General features: G+C 31.6%; 20 protein-coding genes and 3 pseudogenes. 22 read left to right on the plus strand and 1 reads right to left on the minus strand.

Features of this window, described 5'->3' with window-relative positions:
- The first annotated feature begins 136 nt into the window (after window positions 1-136).
- The 14 genes and pseudogenes from EDD63_RS07385 (at window position 137) to EDD63_RS07450 (ending at window position 12,078) form a co-directional block, all read left to right on the plus strand.
- Window positions 137-667, plus strand: a complete 531-nt coding sequence (locus EDD63_RS07385; RefSeq protein ID WP_134170022.1) for an immunity protein Imm33 domain-containing protein — start codon at window positions 137-139, stop codon at window positions 665-667.
- Window positions 668-915: 248 nt separating this feature from the next.
- Window positions 916-2,655 carry an AHH domain-containing protein gene (locus tag EDD63_RS07390; RefSeq protein WP_134170024.1) on the plus strand — a complete coding sequence of 580 codons (1,740 nt, stop codon included), beginning with the start codon at window positions 916-918 and terminating at the stop codon, window positions 2,653-2,655.
- A gap of 11 nt (window positions 2,656-2,666) precedes the next feature.
- On the plus strand, window positions 2,667-3,119 hold the full coding sequence (locus tag EDD63_RS07395; protein ID WP_134170026.1) for a DUF4274 domain-containing protein: 453 nt from the start codon (window positions 2,667-2,669) through the stop codon (window positions 3,117-3,119).
- A 1,237-nt stretch (window positions 3,120-4,356) separates the two neighbouring features.
- Window positions 4,357-4,728 carry a hypothetical protein gene (locus tag EDD63_RS07400; protein ID WP_134170028.1) on the plus strand — a complete coding sequence of 124 codons (372 nt, stop codon included), beginning with the start codon at window positions 4,357-4,359 and terminating at the stop codon, window positions 4,726-4,728.
- A gap of 12 nt (window positions 4,729-4,740) precedes the next feature.
- On the plus strand, window positions 4,741-5,076 hold the full coding sequence (locus EDD63_RS07405; RefSeq protein ID WP_134170030.1) for a hypothetical protein: 336 nt from the start codon (window positions 4,741-4,743) through the stop codon (window positions 5,074-5,076).
- Entirely contained in the window at window positions 5,073-5,726 is a 654-nt protein-coding gene (locus EDD63_RS07410; protein ID WP_134170032.1) for a DUF5081 family protein, read from the plus strand. Before EDD63_RS07405 ends, EDD63_RS07410 begins: the two co-directional genes overlap by 4 nt.
- A complete protein-coding gene (locus EDD63_RS07415; RefSeq protein ID WP_134170034.1) occupies window positions 5,719-6,291 on the plus strand; it encodes a hypothetical protein in 573 nt (190 codons plus the stop codon). The genes EDD63_RS07410 and EDD63_RS07415 overlap by 8 nt, the downstream gene beginning before the upstream one ends.
- Window positions 6,288-7,805 carry an HNH endonuclease gene (locus tag EDD63_RS07420; protein WP_134170036.1) on the plus strand — a complete coding sequence of 506 codons (1,518 nt, stop codon included), beginning with the start codon at window positions 6,288-6,290 and terminating at the stop codon, window positions 7,803-7,805. Before EDD63_RS07415 ends, EDD63_RS07420 begins: the two co-directional genes overlap by 4 nt.
- A gap of 12 nt (window positions 7,806-7,817) precedes the next feature.
- Complete coding sequence (locus EDD63_RS07425; RefSeq protein ID WP_134170038.1) at window positions 7,818-8,291, plus strand: SMI1/KNR4 family protein; 474 nt, start codon at window positions 7,818-7,820, stop codon at window positions 8,289-8,291.
- A 415-nt stretch (window positions 8,292-8,706) separates the two neighbouring features.
- Window positions 8,707-9,260: pseudogene (locus EDD63_RS07430) on the plus strand (IS256 family transposase); the annotation flags it as partial.
- 250 nt (window positions 9,261-9,510) lie between these two features.
- Window positions 9,511-9,867 (plus strand): DUF7957 family protein, encoded by a 357-nt coding sequence (locus EDD63_RS07435; protein ID WP_134170040.1) that lies wholly within the window; start codon window positions 9,511-9,513, stop codon window positions 9,865-9,867.
- Window positions 9,857-10,222, plus strand: a complete 366-nt coding sequence (locus tag EDD63_RS07440; protein ID WP_134170042.1) for a hypothetical protein — start codon at window positions 9,857-9,859, stop codon at window positions 10,220-10,222. Before EDD63_RS07435 ends, EDD63_RS07440 begins: the two co-directional genes overlap by 11 nt.
- A complete protein-coding gene (locus EDD63_RS07445) occupies window positions 10,219-11,712 on the plus strand; it encodes a hypothetical protein (RefSeq protein WP_134170044.1) in 1,494 nt (497 codons plus the stop codon). Before EDD63_RS07440 ends, EDD63_RS07445 begins: the two co-directional genes overlap by 4 nt.
- A gap of 3 nt (window positions 11,713-11,715) precedes the next feature.
- The gene (locus EDD63_RS07450) at window positions 11,716-12,078 is read left to right on the plus strand and encodes a DUF7957 family protein (protein WP_134170046.1); all 363 of its coding nucleotides are present in this window, start codon (window positions 11,716-11,718) and stop codon (window positions 12,076-12,078) included.
- A gap of 259 nt (window positions 12,079-12,337) precedes the next feature.
- On the opposite strand, the pseudogene EDD63_RS11770 reads toward EDD63_RS07450, so the two are convergent.
- Window positions 12,338-12,609: pseudogene (locus EDD63_RS11770) on the minus strand (transposase); the annotation flags it as partial.
- A 638-nt stretch (window positions 12,610-13,247) separates the two neighbouring features.
- Between EDD63_RS11770 and EDD63_RS11715 the strand changes: the two are divergent.
- From EDD63_RS11715 to EDD63_RS07495, 8 genes and pseudogenes are all read left to right on the plus strand, one after another.
- Window positions 13,248-13,391: pseudogene (locus EDD63_RS11715) on the plus strand (transposase); the annotation flags it as partial.
- Window positions 13,392-13,511: 120 nt separating this feature from the next.
- Window positions 13,512-14,024 carry a hypothetical protein gene (locus tag EDD63_RS07465; RefSeq protein ID WP_134170050.1) on the plus strand — a complete coding sequence of 171 codons (513 nt, stop codon included), beginning with the start codon at window positions 13,512-13,514 and terminating at the stop codon, window positions 14,022-14,024.
- A 124-nt stretch (window positions 14,025-14,148) separates the two neighbouring features.
- On the plus strand, window positions 14,149-15,321 hold the full coding sequence (locus EDD63_RS07470) for a hypothetical protein (protein WP_134170052.1): 1,173 nt from the start codon (window positions 14,149-14,151) through the stop codon (window positions 15,319-15,321).
- Window positions 15,322-15,697: 376 nt separating this feature from the next.
- On the plus strand, window positions 15,698-16,258 hold the full coding sequence (locus tag EDD63_RS07475; protein WP_134170055.1) for a hypothetical protein: 561 nt from the start codon (window positions 15,698-15,700) through the stop codon (window positions 16,256-16,258).
- A gap of 169 nt (window positions 16,259-16,427) precedes the next feature.
- Complete coding sequence (locus tag EDD63_RS07480) at window positions 16,428-17,630, plus strand: hypothetical protein (RefSeq protein WP_134170057.1); 1,203 nt, start codon at window positions 16,428-16,430, stop codon at window positions 17,628-17,630.
- 149 nt (window positions 17,631-17,779) lie between these two features.
- Window positions 17,780-18,484, plus strand: a complete 705-nt coding sequence (locus EDD63_RS07485; RefSeq protein ID WP_134170059.1) for a DsbA family oxidoreductase — start codon at window positions 17,780-17,782, stop codon at window positions 18,482-18,484.
- Window positions 18,485-18,584: 100 nt separating this feature from the next.
- The gene (locus EDD63_RS07490) at window positions 18,585-19,535 is read left to right on the plus strand and encodes an L-lactate dehydrogenase (protein WP_134170061.1); all 951 of its coding nucleotides are present in this window, start codon (window positions 18,585-18,587) and stop codon (window positions 19,533-19,535) included.
- 103 nt (window positions 19,536-19,638) lie between these two features.
- Window positions 19,639-20,259, plus strand: coding sequence for a DUF975 family protein (locus EDD63_RS07495; RefSeq protein WP_134170063.1), 621 nt, complete (start codon window positions 19,639-19,641; stop codon window positions 20,257-20,259).
- Window positions 20,260-20,349: the final 90 nt, after the last annotated feature.

The raw sequence follows: 20,349 nt of genomic DNA on the forward strand, positions 1-20,349 counted from the left end.
CCATCACAAGAAATGCTTTAAAGACACATAAATTATTCAGTACTTATCAGTGATTTATCGAGACTTGGTATGCACTGGTTGAATTAAGCCAATTAATAATAAAAAAATAAACATTAAAGCAGAGCAAGCTTTAGAAATGCAAGTTAATGCATTGTTTGGTATTTTATCAACATTTGATGAAAAAAGCTTAGTTGATAATGCAACTATTGAAGTAAATTGGACAGTTTATACGTTAAAAGAAAAGGATGGAGAGTTTTTTGTAAAATCTCCTAACTATGCAGACAATGCATATGAGGAGTTAACAGATGACTTAACATTAGCCTTATGGGTACATTTAGAACAATTTCATCTATTAAGAAAATTGAATATCGAAGGAGAAGCTATTAGATTTGATGATAAAGTCATATATGCAGATGGAGCTTTCGATGCTAATAACGTCTATCTTCAAAGGATTGAGACATCAACGAAAGGGGATTCTGGATGGTTTATAGGCGTTAGGAATGGGGACAATTCAAAACTTAAAGCATGCTATGCATATCAGCTATTAAAATTGAATAAAGAATTTATACAATATTTGGTACTTCCAAAAAATTATTTAGTAGTTTTAGAAAACAATGAAGTTAAAGCAATATTGAATGGAGACAATGAGAATATTACAAATAATTAAATCAAAAGTAGCTTGTGTATTTTTCTTTCGGCTATTACTTACTACCCTTGGTGCGCCAACGGCAAGGGCCTGAGAAGTGCGTTTGGATGAGGATGTAATACCACCCTACGCATACATATTAAAATGAGGAAAGCACAAATAAGTAGGAATAATATGTAAATACTTGTAGGTGAAATTTACATGCAAAGTAAATAAGAAACAAGAAATAAACACAAAGACCATTAACAGCAGGCTGTCTATGTTGCGATATGGTCCTTTTGTTATGCAAACAAGATCCAAATACATATCAAGGATATACGACAAAAAAAGTAAGAAAAGTAGAAGTATCCTATGAAGACATTGTCAAAGGAAAAACAATTATCGACTTAGGTGATGACTTTAACAAATACATAAAGGGTATAAATGATGGTATAATAAAAGCAGATAAAATATCTGAAGATGAATACATGAATGCAGTACTAGGATCTAAGTTTGCACATGATATGGAAGCGGATGATTTTATATCTGGATTAAGCTTTGTCTTAGATTGTATACCTGTCGTAGGTGGTATAAAAAATATTGCAGAAGCATGTTCTGGAACAACTATGACAGGAGAAAAACTATCTGATGATGAAAGAGTCATGTTGGGAGTTGGAGGACTGTTATCAATTGGAATTGATATAGCTACGTTTGGTTCACTAAGTGGAGCTACAACAGCAGCAAAAGTAGGAAGTTTCACAATCAAAGTAGGAATAGAAACAGGACAAGCAATGGTGATAGGTCTAGGTAGTCAATACCTGATAGAAAATGGATGTAATCCACTATTGGCATTTGCTATTATGGCAGGAGCAACTGTAGCAGGTGGAGCAGCATTTAGTAAAGTAACCGCAAAACCATCTATCAAACTTGATTTAGACACTCTAGCAAGTAAAGGAATTAATAATGTAGATGAACTAGCAAAACATGGAATCACAAGTATGGATGATCTTGCTAAGCTAGGTGTAAAGAATAGTGATGATCTAGCTAAACTAGGAATTAAAAATGCAGATGACTTGGCAAAATTTGGAGTAAATAGTTTAGAAGATTTAAAACATATTGGTTTAGGTGATTTAGCAACCTATAAAAGTATTGATGATATCTTTGATAGCAAGAAAAGCTTCATGGATATGATGGATGCAACAGAGGCAGCAAGATATGAAAAATATCTAAGTTCTAAATTAACAGATGGATTGCCACCAAATATGGATATGGATGACTATTTGCGATATCAAAAAGCATTAAATAAACTAGATGAAATAAGTGCATACAACAAAGTAAATGGAAATGCGATTCTTGATATAAGAAGAGAAGCAGATAACTTACTAAAATATGGAGTGAAAAATACAAGTGATTTAGGAAAGTTAGGAATCACAAGTATAGATGACTTAACAAAACTAGGAATCAAAAACACAGATGATTTACTAAGTTTAGGAGTTAAGAATATCGATGACCTTAAGCAGGTAGGTATTAAAGGTTTAGATGAATTTAATTCGATAGATAAAATTTTTAAGGGCTTGGGGAATGAAGAGCGTCTAATTCCAGGTATGGATGGAGTTGTGACTGGTGGTAATTCTACAAAGCTTGGTAAGAATATGCTTGGGGATATGGGTGTTAATGGTTCAAAATGGAGCGGTTATCAAGCACAGCATATTATTCCCGCTGAAGCCATGAATCACCCAGTAATTCAGAAAATAGGTATGGATTTTGATGATGCATCAAATGGATTGTTCTTAAGAACTACCGATGATGGTATTAGTACAATGTCAAGACATAAAGGATATCATTCTACATACAATGATTTTGTACTTTCAGAATTAGATAAAATAGATATAGCACAAAGTAGTGTCGCTATTCAAAAACAAGTTTTGGATTTGCAATCTAAATTAATCACATTACAAAAAAGCGGATTACCTCTTTATCCTAAGCAAGGTGCAAGTATTGATTTGTGGGAGAGATGGTTTTATAAATAAAGGAGGATAAAATGATTATGACAGAAGCTCAACAAAGAATTATAAATCATTTATTATATGAAGCAAATGATGATAAAGTAATAAAGGCATTACATGGAATAAAAGATACCGATATTATATATATATATATGTTTAATTATAATTGGGATAATGGCTTTGATATACCTAATGAAATTATAAATCATCCTTACTGTGATTTAAGTACGGCACTCATGATGTTTTATCATGCTGATGGGGATGCCTTTTTAGAGGACAAAAGAGTTAATGAACAACTCAAGAAATGGTTTGATTTTATTAAATTACTATATTCGTTAATTTTAGGCTGTAAATATAAGAAGAGTGATATAAAATTTAGCCCTCCACTTTCTAGGGTGCAAATATTTAAGTTAAAAAAAATATTATCTCCTAATGAGAATATATTTATTGAGGAATTCGGAAACAGAAATTTAAATATTATCGTTTAGTGGTTTAAAGTGATCTATCTTAATGTGTGGTTACATTGTAAAGAAAGAGAATTCGTACCAAATATGTTAGTTGGTGCCAAAAAGAATGGAGTCGTAGAAAAAGTAATATTCTAGTTAAATAACAACATCAAAATAAAATGCATCTAGATAAGTGTAATCAAGACATCTACAGATGCATTTTTATATAATGATGCAATTATTCAAGGTTATAAAGTGAACAAAGTATAATAAAGTGAACAAAGTATAATAAGGAAATAACGGCATATAGTAAAATAAGTAAATTTGCAATTCTTGACAAAAAATAGAAGCATAAAACTTACAAAATATGAAGTAAAAAAACTCAGGCATTTCAAGAGAACTAGAAATCAAAATTTTGATAGAGCAGCAACAGTTTTAGTAATGTTAAGGGCTATTGTCAATAAAACATGGATTCCTAAGGGAATTAATGAGCAGATAATGTCAAGTGGATACACATGGTATGAGTTGAATAATGCAGAGATTATGATATTTTTCAGTGTAAAAAAGACTTCGTAGGGATTTATGTCTCTCAGAAAATAAAAGACATTATTGAAGAGAATGATTGAATCGGATTTGTATTATATAAGCAAGATATTATTAAAATTAAGTAAGTAAATTTTTTTTGCAATTGTCTAGAGAAAGGCGTTTATGAAAGTAACTATCATTTAGAATATACCTGTCTTTTTTTGTAATGAATCATCAATATCTATTATGAAATTTACTGACAAAAGTGCTGTGATAGTTAATCGGCTCATCCATTAAACACAAAAAATACTTTTAATAATTCTTTTGAATGACTTAAACTTTGGAGTGTTAATATACTCAAATGTTGTAATGACACTTGGTTGGTAAAAGTCATTTTTTATCTTCAGCGTGAATTTCGAAGGGGTAATATTGACTAGTGACATCAAGTGTTGCTATATTAATAGTCATTCTTCTTACGTTGTCTCAATCACAATCGAGCCAAAATAAACCTAGTATCAACCTATATTTTGCGAGTGTTTACATGCAAAATAGCACATAGTAAATTAACCTACGTTTTTGAAAGAATAGTCAGAAAGTATTAGTTATAGAATGATAAGTTAATTGAAGGCTAATGTATAAAGTGTTATAATTTAGCCATTAAAAAAGCAAGAAGGGAAAAGAAAAACAATTTAAAATAAGTTTAATGGAATCCATTAACTTGGGTTCTGTTTTAATGTAGAGGGGGGTATAAATAATGGGATGGTTTAGTAAAACCTATGTGCAAGAAATGATTGATGAGTTTGAAGATTTAATTTGCGATATCAATAGCACAATTACAAAGATGGAAAGTAATTTAAGCACCTTGAAAACAGATGTAAAATCCATTCATAGTAAATTAGGTACATATACAGAAGCTAAAGGGTCTTACACAGATATTTATTACAAGAAAATAGGGGAAAGTAAAGAAGATTTCAATGTTGTGTATAATAAGTATCAAGATGCTATAGATGCACTAAAGGTGAAAAAGAGAAGAGCAGAATACGTGTTAAGTCAATTCGAGGATTATCGTAGAAAAGAAGTAAATCAAGACATAGAATATAGTGCAAATGAAGTTTACATTAACTAGCGGAGGAGAATTATGAGTGCAGATAAATACATTTTTGATCCTGCGGTAGTAACGAGGGTCATAAAAGAACAAAGACATGTTCGCAGTGAACTACAAGAGATTTATAAGAGTGCAATTGAACTAAGAAGTAAAATTGATAGTGGCATTAGTTGGAAGGGTAAACAAAAGGACGTTTTACTGAATATGTTAGATGCTGTGATTTTATATCATGGTGATGTAACTGGTGGAAAAGATGGAAAAAATAATAGTCCTTACGATGCATTAATTAGTGCATTAACAAACTTAGAGAAAAGTTTGAATGTATCTGTTAATGATATTCCTGCTTATAAGGAGATTTCAAAAGTATGATTGCATTAAATACAAATGAGATTCTTGCCTTAAACGGACTATTGGATAGTGAAGCGATCCATGGAATCAAACTTCCAACAGTACCACAAGAACAAGAAGAAGCAGTAACCAAAGAAGTAATCGAGTCACTCACGGAAAAAGAGTTTTTTATTGATGGGAAGATGAGTGATAAATTGTTTGCGATTACACAATTGTTAGAAGAATACAAAACGAGTGAACGATATGTATTTATAAATCAAATGCGTATTGGATTAAAAGATGAAGATGAAGTTACTTTTTTAGAAATTAATGAAGATGAAACTATTTATCTAGGACGTATCCAAAGAGTAAATATAGTAAAACAAATTGTTGGCAATAGTGAGTTTTTGAAGAAGGAACAAAAAACACGTTACTTTGGAAATGAAGAAAAGGATTGTAGTTTTGATGAATACACAGAGTATGTAAATAGTAAAAATGATGAATGGAAAGATATGATAGTTATCCAAGTTTATCAAGAAGAACAACTACAAAACTTTTATACATATTATATGAGTGATAATGAGGGATATTGCTACAACCATTTACGTAAAACAAGTAAAGAAAAAGGGCCGAAAGATATACGACAAGACTTAATCGATATTCTTGAGGTAGTAGGTGATCGCAATGAGTGATGTTACAGGAGTTACAAGTACTCAAGGTGTTGAAGTTTCAATCGGCGAAGAGAGTTATGAAATTGCAATGGAGTTTAGTAATTTAGTTGCAAGACTTGCGAGTGCTCAAAATGATTTCAATAAAAGTGCAGCATTTATGAGTGCATCAGAAGGTAGTATTATTGGAAAACAACTTGCTGAATCAATAATGACAAAAATGTCTGGATTGTTTGGACCAAACAAACAAGCAATACCATCAAATAGTCCAATACGGCCTGTAGGTGATGGAGAAGTTATGTATGAAGGTAAGGCAAGTGAAGAGATAGCGAATGCTACAGCAACACTGTCTACACATATTGATAACCTTATGAATTTTTACTCAATGTGCTCAGAATATATCAACCAAGCATGGGAAGCAATGGTTGAAAAAGATAAAGAGTTAGCGGATAAAATCTCTTTTAATTATATTGTTGAGCATAAGGAAGAGTATCGAAAGATACTTGAAGATGACTATGGTATCGATGCCGATGCATTACAAAAAGTTTCCCTTGAAAAAGATAGTAATCAAGGAGGCACAACAGCATGACAAAAACCAAAATTGTATGTACAAGATGGGAAGACAATGAAGTAAAAAATAATGCGATGTTGTCAAATCTTATCAGTCTTGATTTAGATGGACCAGTAAATAGAATTAATGCTGAGTTTGCAAGGTTACCACATATTGCGAAAATTAGTTATAGTAATTTAAATGAAAAAAAGAATACTGCTATGTATGGCTTATCAACTATATCTGGGTATGTTACAAAAATCATTGATTATATTGATGAGTACATCGATGATCCATTCTACAAAAAATTAAATGGACCAACAGGAGTTCTGGAACGTTTGGAAAAAATCCGTTTGGATGACTCAAAATATCAAGTGAAAAACACAGCAGGTATTGAAACAGAAAAAACGGTTTATATTACAGATCCATATACACATCAAACAAAAGCTGAAGTAGTTAAGGAAGTAAAAAACAAAATCAGCATTGAAGATATGTTGAAGACTAGTGGGGTAAAAGGAAGTAGCAGTATTCCGACATTCAAAGATTTATATAAGGAACAGTTTGACCAACAAAGTAAGGCGAATCCGGATTTGAAGTATAGTGAATATGTTGATCAACTTATTCATAGAGCAGACATTAGTCATAGTGTGGATGCAGGATGGCTAAATGTAGTAAGTGATGTACTAGATATAGTAGGTATTGTATCTATTGTTGGAATATTTACAGGTAAAGATTTTATTACTGGAGAAATCTATACGAAAGCGGAACGCGATGCAGCCTTAATTAATGGTATAATAAGTATAGGAAGTTTAGCTTTTGCTGGAGTTGGGCTCGTAGGAAGTGGACTAAAAGCAACGGCAGTTGGATTAGGAAAGGCAGTAGCATTGGATATGGCAGCTGGTGCAGCTGGTATGGGGGCAGGAGCAGTAGCTGGAGCACTAGGTGCACCAGATGAACTTCGTGCCTTGATTACAATTGGAACAGCAATGGGTGCTGGGTATGGACTTGGAAAGATAACCAATAAAAATATAAATAAAGCTAGTAAGGGTTCGGGTGCTAATTTAGATAATATTAATGGATTTGCTAAAGGAAATAAGAATTTCGATGATGTAGTAGATGATTATGCAAGGATTTACGCAGATAAAGTTAAAAGTAATAAGAGTTGGGAATGGATGGATATTGAAGGTGCTGAAAACCTTACGCCAAAACAAATGAAAGAAATTCGAGAATTAGCAAAAACTAATGGTTATATACCAAATATTCAGTTGAAGCCAGGAACTAACTACCCTGATTTTGAAAGTTCTGATGTTATTTATAAAGTTAATGGAAATCCTGTTATAGAACAATTACCAGAAGATTTATGGCTAAAAGGAGATAAAGCACAATTTGATTATCTAGACTCACAGTTGCCCGGTGGGGTTAGACCAAAAGGGTATACTTGGCACCATAGCGAAATATCCGGCAGAATGGAGTTAGTTGAATATGGTATTCATAACTCTACATGGCATAAAGGCGGTAGAGCACCTGGCGGTTGGGCCGATGCAAAAAGATAGGAGGAATTATTAATGTTTGAAAGAAGTGATATGAATGTGCTTCCTTCACCTTCGAAGGAGCAAATAATAAAAACTGAAAGATTTTACAGAATAAGTTTGCCAGAAGATTATGTAGAATTTATTAAAAATTATAATGGAGCAATACCTAAGAAAAATGCATTTACAATTGATGGAAGGGAGTATTTAGTAGAAAGATTTCTTTGTATATTAGGAAACTTGAAAAATGATTATGAAGAAGGTTGGGCTGACATAGGTGTTATTATAACCCAAATATTTGATAGACTTACTGATAGTCCGGATGAGCTGGGAATGAAAATAATACCAATTGCAGCATTGTTTGCAGGAGATTTTGTTTGCTTAGATTTTAGGGTAAATAAAAAAGATCCAAACGTTTGTATTTGGTATCACGAGACATCGGATGAGTTTAAGCCAGACACTAAAAAAGTTGCTAGAAATTTCACAGATTTTTTAGAAATGCTTAAATAATGAAAGTGCAGTGAATGATTTTCCTTGCCCCCAGGCGCGCCAACGGCAAAGTGCCAAAGGAGTGGTGCTGGGCGAGGATGTAATACCGCCCTGCGCTAACGTCAACAAACAATAAAATACTGGATAAACATGGGACAATAAGCGAAAAAGGGCTTACCCCATAATATTTGAAAATGATAGAAATAACGCCTCATTTTGAACTCTGCGTATACATCAAAATGAGACGTTTTTTATTACCGAGGGGCTTCGCCCCTTTTTTGGTACATCGCAGAAACTTGGGGTGAGCAGAAAAAACACAAGTAAATAAGTTGGGGTGAAAAGTACCCCAAACTTCTTAAGAGACGGTGTAAAAATTTTTGTGCAAAGTATCCTCCCTTGGTAGAATGAAAATAACTACCAAAGGAGGATTTTTAATATGAGTAAGAAAGATATCATTAAAATGATAAGAGAAGAATATGGTGTAACGAATGCTTTAAAAGATCTAATAGGTGATACTCTCCAAGATATGCTTAATTCAGAATTTGATGAGCACATGGGATATGAGAAACACGACCAGTCTGAACTCAAAGACAATTATCGTAATGGTAGTTCTAAGAAAAATGTAAAAACTACACAAGGTGAAATAGAACTAAATATACCAAGAGACAGAAATGCAACTTTTGATCCAATGGTTATAGAAAAGCATAATCGAGATATATCTGACATTGATCATAAAATCATAAATTTATATGCTAGAGGTATGTCAACACGTGATATTAGCGATTCTATAAAAGACATCTATGGAGTTGATGTTAGTGCTACTATGATTAGTAAAATTACGGATAAGATTATGCCGAAAGCTTTAGAATGGCAAAATAGAGCGTGTACACGGTTTATCCAATCGTATTTATTGATTGCGTACATTTTAATGTGAAGAATGAAAATATGGTAAGCAAGAAGGCTGCTTATGTAGTTTTAGGCGTTACAGAAACTAGATTATGAGGTGGTTGGGTCATGAATGCAGATGATATTAACGGTTTAACCCCTACTCAAATTTAGATGAAATATGCATTAACATATGAGCCTATATTGGAGAAAAGCTATATTACTGGCAGGCATAAAAATCAATATGGGTGAAGCAAATAGTCTTTTTGGTTATCTTGGTGGAGCTATTCAAATTGATTTTATTAGTTGGAGAATTTAAAGAAATCGGAAAAAATACAAATTGGAGTGATAAATAATGATAAAAGTAAATAAAAATGTAATAGAAGTAAACAAAAAGAAAAAAGAATTTGAATATAATATTAGAAAATATATACAGCGAAATGATAAAATTTTTATATTACTAGAGATACCTATGGGAATAAATCTAACAAGAAAAGAAATTGACAATATTATTTGTGTTAATTTGGATTTAGATATTATATGGATAGTGAAAAATATACCATTAAAACAGTTTCCTAATATGGATAATCTTCCTTTTGAAGCAATAAGAATAACTGAAAATAATGAACTAAGGGGAGTAGACTTCTATGGTAGAAATTATTGTATTAATCAAAATAGCGGAGAATTAATAAGTTTTAAAGTTGTTAAATAGTACATTTAATATTGATAGTAATAACAAAAGATTTATAGTGCATAATAAAGAAGAATATTGCTGCAACCAGTTACATAAAATAAATGAAGAGATAGCGAATGCTACAGCAACACTGTCTACACATATTGATAACCTTATGAATTTTTACTCAATGTGCTCAGAATATATCAACCAAGCATGGGAAGCAATGGTTGAAAAAGATAAAGAGTTAGCGGATAAAATCTCTTTTAATTATATTGTTGAGCATAAGGAAGAGTATCGAAAGATACTTGAAGATGACTATGGTATCGATGCCGATGCATTACAAAAAGTTTCCCTTGAAAAAGATAGTAATCAAGGAGGCACAACAGCATGACAAAAACCAAAATTGTATGTACAAGATGGGAAGACAATGAAGTAAAAAATAATGCGATGTTGTCAAATCTTATCAGTCTTGATTTAGATGGACCAGTAAATAGAATTAATGCTGAGTTTGCAAGGTTACCACATATTGCGAAAATTAGTTATAGTAATTTAAATGAAAAAAAGAATACTGCTATGTATGGCTTATCAACTATATCTGGGTATGTTACAAAAATCATTGATTATATTGATGAGTACATCGATGATCCATTCTACAAAAAATTAAATGGACCAACAGGAGTTCTGGAACGTTTGGAAAAAATCCGTTTGGATGACTCAAAATATCAAGTGAAAAACACAGCAGGTATTGAAACAGAAAAAACGGTTTATATTACAGATCCATATACACATCAAACAAAAGCTGAAGTAGTTAAGGAAGTAAAAAACAAAATCAGCATTGAAGATATGTTGAAGACTAGTGGGGTAAAAGGAAGTAGCAGTATTCCGACATTCAAAGATTTATATAAGGAACAGTTTGACCAACAAAGTAAGGCGAATCCGGATTTGAAGTATAGTGAATATGTTGATCAACTTATTCATAGAGCAGACATTAGTCATAGTGTGGATGCAGGATGGCTAAATGTAGTAAGTGATGTACTAGATATAGTAGGTATTGTATCTATTGTTGGAATATTTACAGGTAAAGATTTTATTACTGGAGAAATCTATACAAAAGCAGAACGCGATGCAGCCTTAATTAATGGTATAATAAGTATAGGAAGTTTAGCTTTTGCTGGAGTTGGGCTTGTAGGAAGTGGACTAAAAGCAACGGCAGTTGGATTAGGAAAGGCAGTAGCATTAGATATGGCAGCTGGTGCAGCCGGTATGGGAGCAGGAGCAGTAGCCGGAGCATTAGGTGCACCGGATGAACTTCGAGCCCTGATTACAATTGGAACAGCAATGGGTGCTGGGTATGGACTTGGAAAGATAACTAATAAAAATATAAATAAGGTAGTTAAGGACTCGGGTACAGTCGGTTCGGGTAGTGTTTATGATGATTTAGATGAGATGTTAACAGGATCACTTGATGGTAAAGTTAAGTACAATAAAATAGAATTATCTGATAATGTAAATGATTTCTGGAAAAACAAGGGATACAGTGAGCCACCATATAATGCTGGTGATGTTGTAATTGATGGTACCCTTACCAAAGATGGAACATTTGTTCGTGTTTATGATGGTGTAAACACAAAATTGGAAGGTGGATTTGTAATGAAGGCAGAAGATATAAAAAATCTTACTCCTGCTGAAATCCAAGCAAAATATGCATTACCATATGAGCCTGTTTATGTTGCAGAGGTGAAATTAGATGCAGGAACCAATATTCATATAGGTGAGGTAGCACCTAATTTTGGATACTCCGGTGGTGGTATTCAAATTGATATGAAAGGTGCATGGGTAGGTGAATTTAAAGAACTCGGAAAAATAATAGATTGGAGATAATAAATGAATTCAAAATATAATGTTGAAGAAAATAAAATCATTATAAATAACATTGAAATTTATATGGACTATCCAATTAAGGATATTAAAGAATTAAGAGATAAAATATTTATTTTATTAGATATCCCTAGAGGGATTAAACTTACAGAAAAAGAAGATTGTAATATCCTTTGTTATAATTCCTCAGGTATATTTCAATGGCGTATAAGTTCTTCTTTACCCAAAGGCATTGAGAGCAAAGAATTAATACCCTATATTTCTATAGATATACAAGAAGGAAACTTATATGGTTTTGATTTCTGGGGGCGCAAATTCCATATAGATACTTTTAATGGAAATTTACTTGACTTTAAAACTTTCAAATAGAAATAATATATGACTTTGAAATCGGAAATCAAAGGGGCATTGTCGATTTATGTGGCTAATATTTAGCTTTTGATCAAACAAAAGACAATACCAAATGAAAAAAATCACTGTGAAATTTTTAGTATGAATAAGCAAAAAGGTGCTTTGAGAACTAGCGGGGTTTTAGACAAAAGTTATAAAGTATAGAGGGGTCAATCTTTACCCCTCTATTAGTTTAAAACCATCAGTTCAATCAATAGACTTCAGTCAAGACTGAGGACTATTTTTTCGTTCCTTTCTTTTTCTTATTTGTCCTGTATTCACTTAAGGAATAGCACTCATACTTATTTTGCGAGTACATGATTTTATTGCGAGCTCTCTCAAAGTTTCTAAAACCATTTGCATTATTCAAAATTTTCTTAATATAATTATTTAACCTTCAATTACACCGTTCGAGAACCGTCGTCCATCAAACCATACAAATGAGTTTAGTATTTCTTCTTTCCATTTTTCCAGAGTATTTGCACATCTATTAAATTCATTTATCTGAGAGTTCCGCATTGCTTCAACTATGTCATCAAGTCTTTCATTATGAAGTTCCGCTTTTGTGAACTTGGTTTCTTGAAAAAGTAGTCGTACAGGATTACGTATCTTCTAGATTTTACGATATCAAGAATCAGTTTCTTATCGAAATCCATAATCATAAATGCATATTTATATTTCGAATGTCGATTGAAATAAAACTCATTGATACAGATGTGTTGTGTGAGTGCTTTTGGTTGTACTTGCACATGAATATCAAACAACTCCACTACTTTAGTAACAGATAGGTTGTATCTTCTTGCCACTGAGGAAAAAGTTTCGTTATATGGTTTTAAATCATCTAAAATGTTTATAATGGACTTAGAAGATACTTTAGTGCGTCTATTCGATGTAAACGGATTGTTTTCAACGAATGAAATCTGGCAGGATTTACACAAGTATCTTTTACATTTGTAGAATAGGAAAGTGTCACGGTTGATAAGACTATTATGTGATACTTTTCTTATTAGCGAAGCTAGAATACCACTTACTATGCGAGTGGTAATAGGCTTCTAGTTGTAAACACGCACCAAAAAAGCACCAAATTTCGATATACTATAGATGGCCTGGCAGCTAACTATAAATAAAGAAAGAAGGTGCATTGTCTAATGAAAGACACAAACAATTTATCACACACAAGTTACAGATGCAAATATCACATTATAATAATACCAAAGTATAGAAGAATGGTAATTTATAATAAGTTAAGGAGAGATGTCGGACAAATATTGAGAAGACTAATAGAAAGAAAATCTATATATTTTATATAGGCAGAAATTTTAAGTTAAGTTATAGATTAGTACATATGAACTATAATTAGTTACAAATACTAGATGTATTATTCGGGTAATGTATAAATCAAAGGAGATTGAATGAAGAAGGCAATTGTTTTTTTAGCAACACTCATTTTTATAACTGGGTGTATAAGAGTATATAGTTCCCATGACAAATTAAGAGATTATCTAAAGGACTATTGTGACGATTTAGAATGTGAAAATGAGGGGATTGTAGCTGAAATGGAAATTACTGATGTAGGAAGTTATGCAATTGCAAAAATAAGTTATGATGGAAACGAAGAACTTATTTTCGCTTGCCGTCACTCACCTGGAGGTCAATCTCCAACAGGTTCTGGAGAACTTGGACCTGTATTTCTAGAGGATTCATACTATTTATTTGATAATCTGGATAGTTGGTTTGGACATGGTTATAACTATTATGTATATATGGGTTATGGGCTACTAGAATCAGTGGAATATAATGGTGTAAAATTAGATAAAGAAGTATTTGAATTTTATTTGAATGGAGATAAAAAAATAATAACTAGCTTCGTTCTTAAATTGGATTCAACAGAACTATTTGACAAATTAAATCTAGTTTTGAAATGATTAAATAGGGTTTTATGTATGTCGTTGCGCGTAAGGAAGGGACAAGGCAATAAAATGTAAGTTATAGTAGTAGTGTGTGTAGAGTTATTTGATAGTGGTTTATAAAAATTAGTAAGAGGGGAAAATGAAAAATATAGGAGAAGTATTGTTTAGACATGTTACTGCAACGTGTGTAACATTTATTATTGCATATGTATTTACTACATATTATGAGAATAATATAGGTGTAAGTAAGTTTGAATGGTTTGGTTATTTAGCCCTTTTTAGTGGTATCATTGCAACTGCAACTTACATAGGTCAATACATTGATAAAGCTAAAGGAAAAGCGTTAGTACTATTTATAGTAGGATGTATTATATTGGTGAAATTTGGTGTCTTTTTTGTATTAGTACCAATGTTACTTATTGAAAGTATAGTATTTATTTATTCGATTTTTAAATTGAATATGAATACTGTTTTGAATAGTGATGAACAAAGGCAAATTGAACAAGGCAAAATTGATAAAATGAAGATTGTAATACTTCAGAATAGAAGATTATGTGCATACAAAATTTTGATTGCGTTGATTGATACAGGAATTATATTTAGTCTTTCAAGAATTTTTAATAGTGTTGCTATAGTTGCCTTAGTCTTATTGTTTTTGTCTTATTATTTGTATATAGGTAAGATTCAAGGCAAAAACATTCAAAAAACTGCTAAGTTATTAGATGATGTTTTGACAGTAGAATGCGACGCGAAATTATATTGTGTTATGTATCGTGCGATAGAAAGAAATTGTAGTTCGATTGCTATCATGTATAACTATATGTGTGGACTTCAATGGGGTGGGTATGTAATAGAACTTGATAGAATGTTAAAAGCGTACCGAACATACAGCAAAACGTTTCAATATAAAACCATGTTTTATTCAAGAAAGGCGTTTGATAATAAAGTAAGTGAAAGTTTGTACACAGAGTTAATTGCACTTTATGATCGCGTTATTAAGCGTAGTAAAAATGATAAAATGTGGATATATGGTAGAAAAATACTGGTGATACAACGAAAAATCATTAAGCAAAGTTATAGAGAAGCACTAGAGAACATTCATGAATTATATGAATATGAAGAGATTTTACCAAAGATTTCATTAATTAATCAGAGAAGTTTGGAAAGTGAGTGTTTATATCATTTAGGTAAATATGAGGAATGCACGAACTTACTTGAATGGATTATTGAACATGGTAATACATTGGTGGTGGTACGTAATGCGCAAGATCGTAAACAAAGGATTCATGAAAACCTAGCTATTGAAGTATAAAATAGCTAGATAAAGTGATGTTTACAACATCCTGGTTACATCAATTGACATAATGTCTATCCAATACGAAGTTCACAGCAACTAAAGCAGTAATATTTATAAAATTACAGTTAAAGAAGAACGTTTATGAAAGTACTGGTGATTATGTATGTTTATAGAAAAGGAAAATAGTATTGTTATTAAAATACTCTGATTAAAAATAGATAAACAATTACCTAGACAAATGTAAAAGATTCTTATAAAAATGTATGGTATGATTATTTCGTTGGAATTGCGTTTTAAATAGTGAGTAAACAGAGAATGTTAAGAAAATCTTATGTTCGGTATTACTTGCTATAACTTAATTAAAAGTGTTGTGATTAGATAAGGAGATTTTATGAATCAAATTGGTAAGAAAGCTAGTATATTCTTATTGCTAATACTGGTTTTGTTTGGCTGCCGGAGCGATTTACCATCTTTCGAAGAGAGTTTAGATGAATTTGTAGAAGGAAGCGAAACACTGGTTCGTGTAGAAGAAATTTTGGATTATAAGGAGTTTGAAGATGCATTGATTGGAATTGCATTAATAAGTAATGAAAATGAGGATGAAATTCTTTACTTAAGCGGATTGATTGTTGATGAAGATACAGGATTAACTGTAGAATCACACGGTGAAACTAAACCTATCTATATACATAATGAATCAGAAATTATGGTTTACCCTTCAAAAGATAAACAATATGAAAGCGATCCAAAAAGTAATTACACGGAGTTTAAGTCCTCAAAAGTAAAATATTATACTGGAATCGTAGAAGGAAATCAAAAACTTAAATATAATGACAAAAAAATATACACCAAGAAGGTGGATTTAGAATATAAGGGCAAGCCAGAAACTATAACCTTTTGGATAGTTAAGATATCCAGTGACGAAAGTTTTAATATTGATAAATTGACCTAGTAAGGTAACAGAGATGTAGTAGTTTAAAAACTATGTCTTTTGTATATTAGATTTGTTAGCGAGTGACATTGTGCGTAAATAAAAGACAAAGCAATAACAATGTAAGTTCTAGTAGTAGTGTGTGTAGAGTTTTTAGATAGTGGTTTATAGAAATTAGTAAGAGGGGAAAATGAAAAATATAGGAGAAGTATTGCTTAAACATGTTGCTGTAACGTGTCTAACATTTATTATAGTATATGGATTTACTACAAATAATGCTAATCTATTTGAATGGTTTTGTAATTTCGCACTTCTTGGTAGTGTTGCTGCAACGGTAACTAACGTTGGTCGACACATTATCAAATCAAAAGGAAATGCACTAATACTATTTGTATTAGGTTGTCTTGTAGTGTTTATAGCTGGGTGTATTGTATTGGCAAAATTTGGTGCCCATTTTGTGTTAATACCAATGTTACTTATCGAAAGTATATTATTTGCTAATTCGATTTTAAATTTAAATATGAATTCCATTTTAACTAAAGATGAACAAAAGCAAATTGATCAAGATAAAATTGGAAAAATGAAGACTATAATACTTCAAAACAGAAGATTATACTTATACGAAATATTGATTGTATTGGTAGATACTGTAATTATATATGGTCTATCAAAAATTATTGAGATTAAAATGATTGTTTTCATAGTGTCAATAGTATTGATTATCTGGTCTTATTATTTGTATATAAGTAAGATTCAATTAAAAAGTTCATTCAAACCCAGCGAGTTATTAGAGAATGTTTTGTCAGAAGAATGCGATGCATATTTATATTGTGTTATGTATCGAGTAATTGAAAGAAATTGTAGTTCGATTGCTGTTATGTATTGCTATATGTGTGGACTTCAATGTGGTGATTATGTAATAGAATTTGATAGAATGTTGAAAGAATACTATATGTATAGAGGAATGTTCCAATATAAAGTAATGTATTATTCAAGAAATGCATATGATAATAATGTAAATGATAGTTTATACAAAGAACAAATTGAATATTGCGATCGCATCATTAAACGCCTTAAGAATGATAAAGAAATGATATACAGTAAAAAAATACTCATGATAGAACGAAAATTTATTATACAGAATTATACAGAAGCACTAGAAGATCTTTATGAATTACATGATGAATTTTGCGAGTATGAAAAGACAAAATCAAAGCTTTCGATAATTAGTCTGAAAAGTTTAGAAAGTGAATGCTTATATCATTTAGGTCAATATGAGAAATGTATGGACTTACTTGAATGGATTATTGAAAATGGAAATACATTAGCGATAGTACGCAAAGCACAAATATGCAAATATAAGATTCAAGAAAAACTAGCTATTGAAGTATAAAATGGATAGATAAAGTGATATTTACAACATCCTGGTTACATCAATTGACATAATGTCTATCCAATACTAAGATAACACCAACCAAAGCGGTAAAAGTTATAAACAAAGAGTTTATAGGTTTATAAATTTATAGCTAAAGGAGGGCGTTTATGAAAGTAACTATTGATATGTACAGTGACTATGCATGTCCATTTTGTTATCTGGGAAAAGAGAATTTAAAAGCAGCAATTAAAACGTTACATCTACAAGATGATGTTGATATTCGTTACCATAGTTTTCAGTTAGATCCAAATATTGATCAATCACACCCAATTGATTTAGAACACTTTGCGAAGATGAAAGGAATTTCATTGCAGCAATTACTTGAATCACAAAAAGAATTAGGTGAAAGACTACAAGAAAAAGGATTGACGATGCATTATGACAAATTGATTGTCGCAAACAGTTTTGATGCACATCGTTTAGTAAAGTATGCAACAACACAAAACAAGGCTACAGAGTTACAAGATCGTTTATTAAAAGCAAGTCTTGAACAAGGATTAGATATTGCAGATTATAATGTGTTAACTACACTAGCTGTAGAAGTAGGTTTGGATAAAGATGCAGTAAAAGCTGTACTAAATTCTGGTGATTATGCATATTCAGTCATTCAAGATTTGGATAGTGCACGTGAACAAAATATATCGGGTGTTCCATTTTTTGTGATCAACAATCGTTATCCAATTTATGGTGCACAACCAGAATATCGTTTTGAAGATACACTACGTCGTGCATTACTTGAAATGGATGATGCACCAATAAAAAAAGAAAAGAAACCAGAAGTCTGTGAAGGCGATTGTTGTTTGTTTGAATAGGTGATGTTACGGCATCACTTTTCTTTTGAAAAAGTTGTATTCCAATAGAATTTAGACACACATATTGATATACTAAACCTAGAACTAGGAGGATGATAGGATGGCAATTCAAGAAGGAAAAGTCGTAATTATCGGAGCAGGTATGGTTGGTAGTCAAACCCTTTCTGCAGTATTAAGAGAAGCAGTTGTAAATGAAATCGTTCTTATTGATATGAATAAAGAAAAAGCCCAAGGAGAAGTGCTTGATGCATCGCATACAACAGCGTTTGCATATAGCAGTAATGTGAACATTCATACAGGTGATTATAGTGAATGTAAAGATGCACATATTATTGTGATGTCAGCTGGTCCAAGTATTACTAAAGGAAATACGATGGATCGTAGTTTACTGTTAAATAAGAATATTGCAGTAATGCATGATGTAATGACGAACATCACAAAATATACAAAAGAAGCCATTATCATTGTGATCAGTAATCCACTTGATGCATTAGTTTATTATGGGCAACATGCATTTGATTATCCACGTCATAAAATGATTGGGACAGGTACGTTATTAGATACAGCACGTCTACGTAAGATTATAGGTGAAACCTGTGGTGTAGATAGCAAGAATGTACATGGATATGTTCTAGGAGAACACGGAGAAAGTGCATTTGTTACTTGGAGTGATGTGAATATTGCAGGTATCCCATTTGAAGATTTAAATACAACCTTCCAAACAAAACTCGTAAAAGAAGAAATCTATAATGAAATGCGTTCCGTTGGATTTGATATATTACAATTAAAAGGATATACAAATGTTGGAGTTTCAGCTGCATGCGCAAGAATTATTAAATGTATTGTATTAAATGAGAAAAGCGTATTACCGATTTCCAATGTGCCTGATGGAGAATATGGATTACATGATGTTGCCTTAAGTTTGCCTTGTATTGTAGGTAGTCAAGGAATTGAACGGATTCTAGAAATTCCATTAACAATTGCAGAACGTGCTTGTCTAGAGCGTTCAACAGCAAAACTAAAAGAAGAAAACTCAAAAATCGAAGCATAAGTTGGCATGTTCCTTAATAAGGAATGTGCTTTTTTCTTTATACGTATATATCAAAAAATGATATGATATCAAAAGGGTGTGTGATGTAAAATGGGAGGACTCTATGTTTTCGAGAATCTTAGTAAAAGAAAAAGCAAAAGTACAAAAAAGAAGTAATACGAAATTCATGCTTGTCGATTTATGTTTTTGCTGGATTTTACTGTTTGCACTTTTTATAGCAATTTGTCTTCTAACAGAACCAAAAGTGATAAACGTAACACTAACCATAAGTATTGTTGCTATTTTTATTGTTATGATTTCATGTTTTGTTGCAAAAATAATTAATAAAACTGTAAAGTATGCAAAAGATGAAGATGCATTTTTAATACTTATTGATGAATCTGCATCATATACGTTTATAACGAAACACTTAGTTGCTTGTTATATCATTGGTGCAGGATTATTGTTATTTATATTTCCTGGAGTGTATCTAGCATATCGCCTAATGTTTGTAAAACAAATTGCGGTTGATAAGCCAAAATTAGGAATAGTAGATACGATAAAATATTCTTTCGAACTGACAAAAGGAATTGAATTTGATTTGTTTATTTTGGATCTTTCATTTGCTTGGCGTTACATAATAATCATTTGTACATTTGGTGTAGCTATGATTTTACTTGCTCCATATATCTTAGTAACAAAAGCAGTACTATATGATCAATTGTCAACAGAACCACTGTATTAGTGGTTCTTTACTGCCTTTGTAGCATATGCTTTACGTGCTTGTCTAGAGCGTTCAACAGCAAAACTGAAAGAAGAAAACTCAAAAATTGAA

The sequence above is a fragment of the Breznakia blatticola genome (assembly GCF_004365815.1).
Taxonomy (GTDB): Bacteria; Bacillota_I; Bacilli_A; order Erysipelotrichales; family Erysipelotrichaceae; genus Breznakia; species Breznakia blatticola.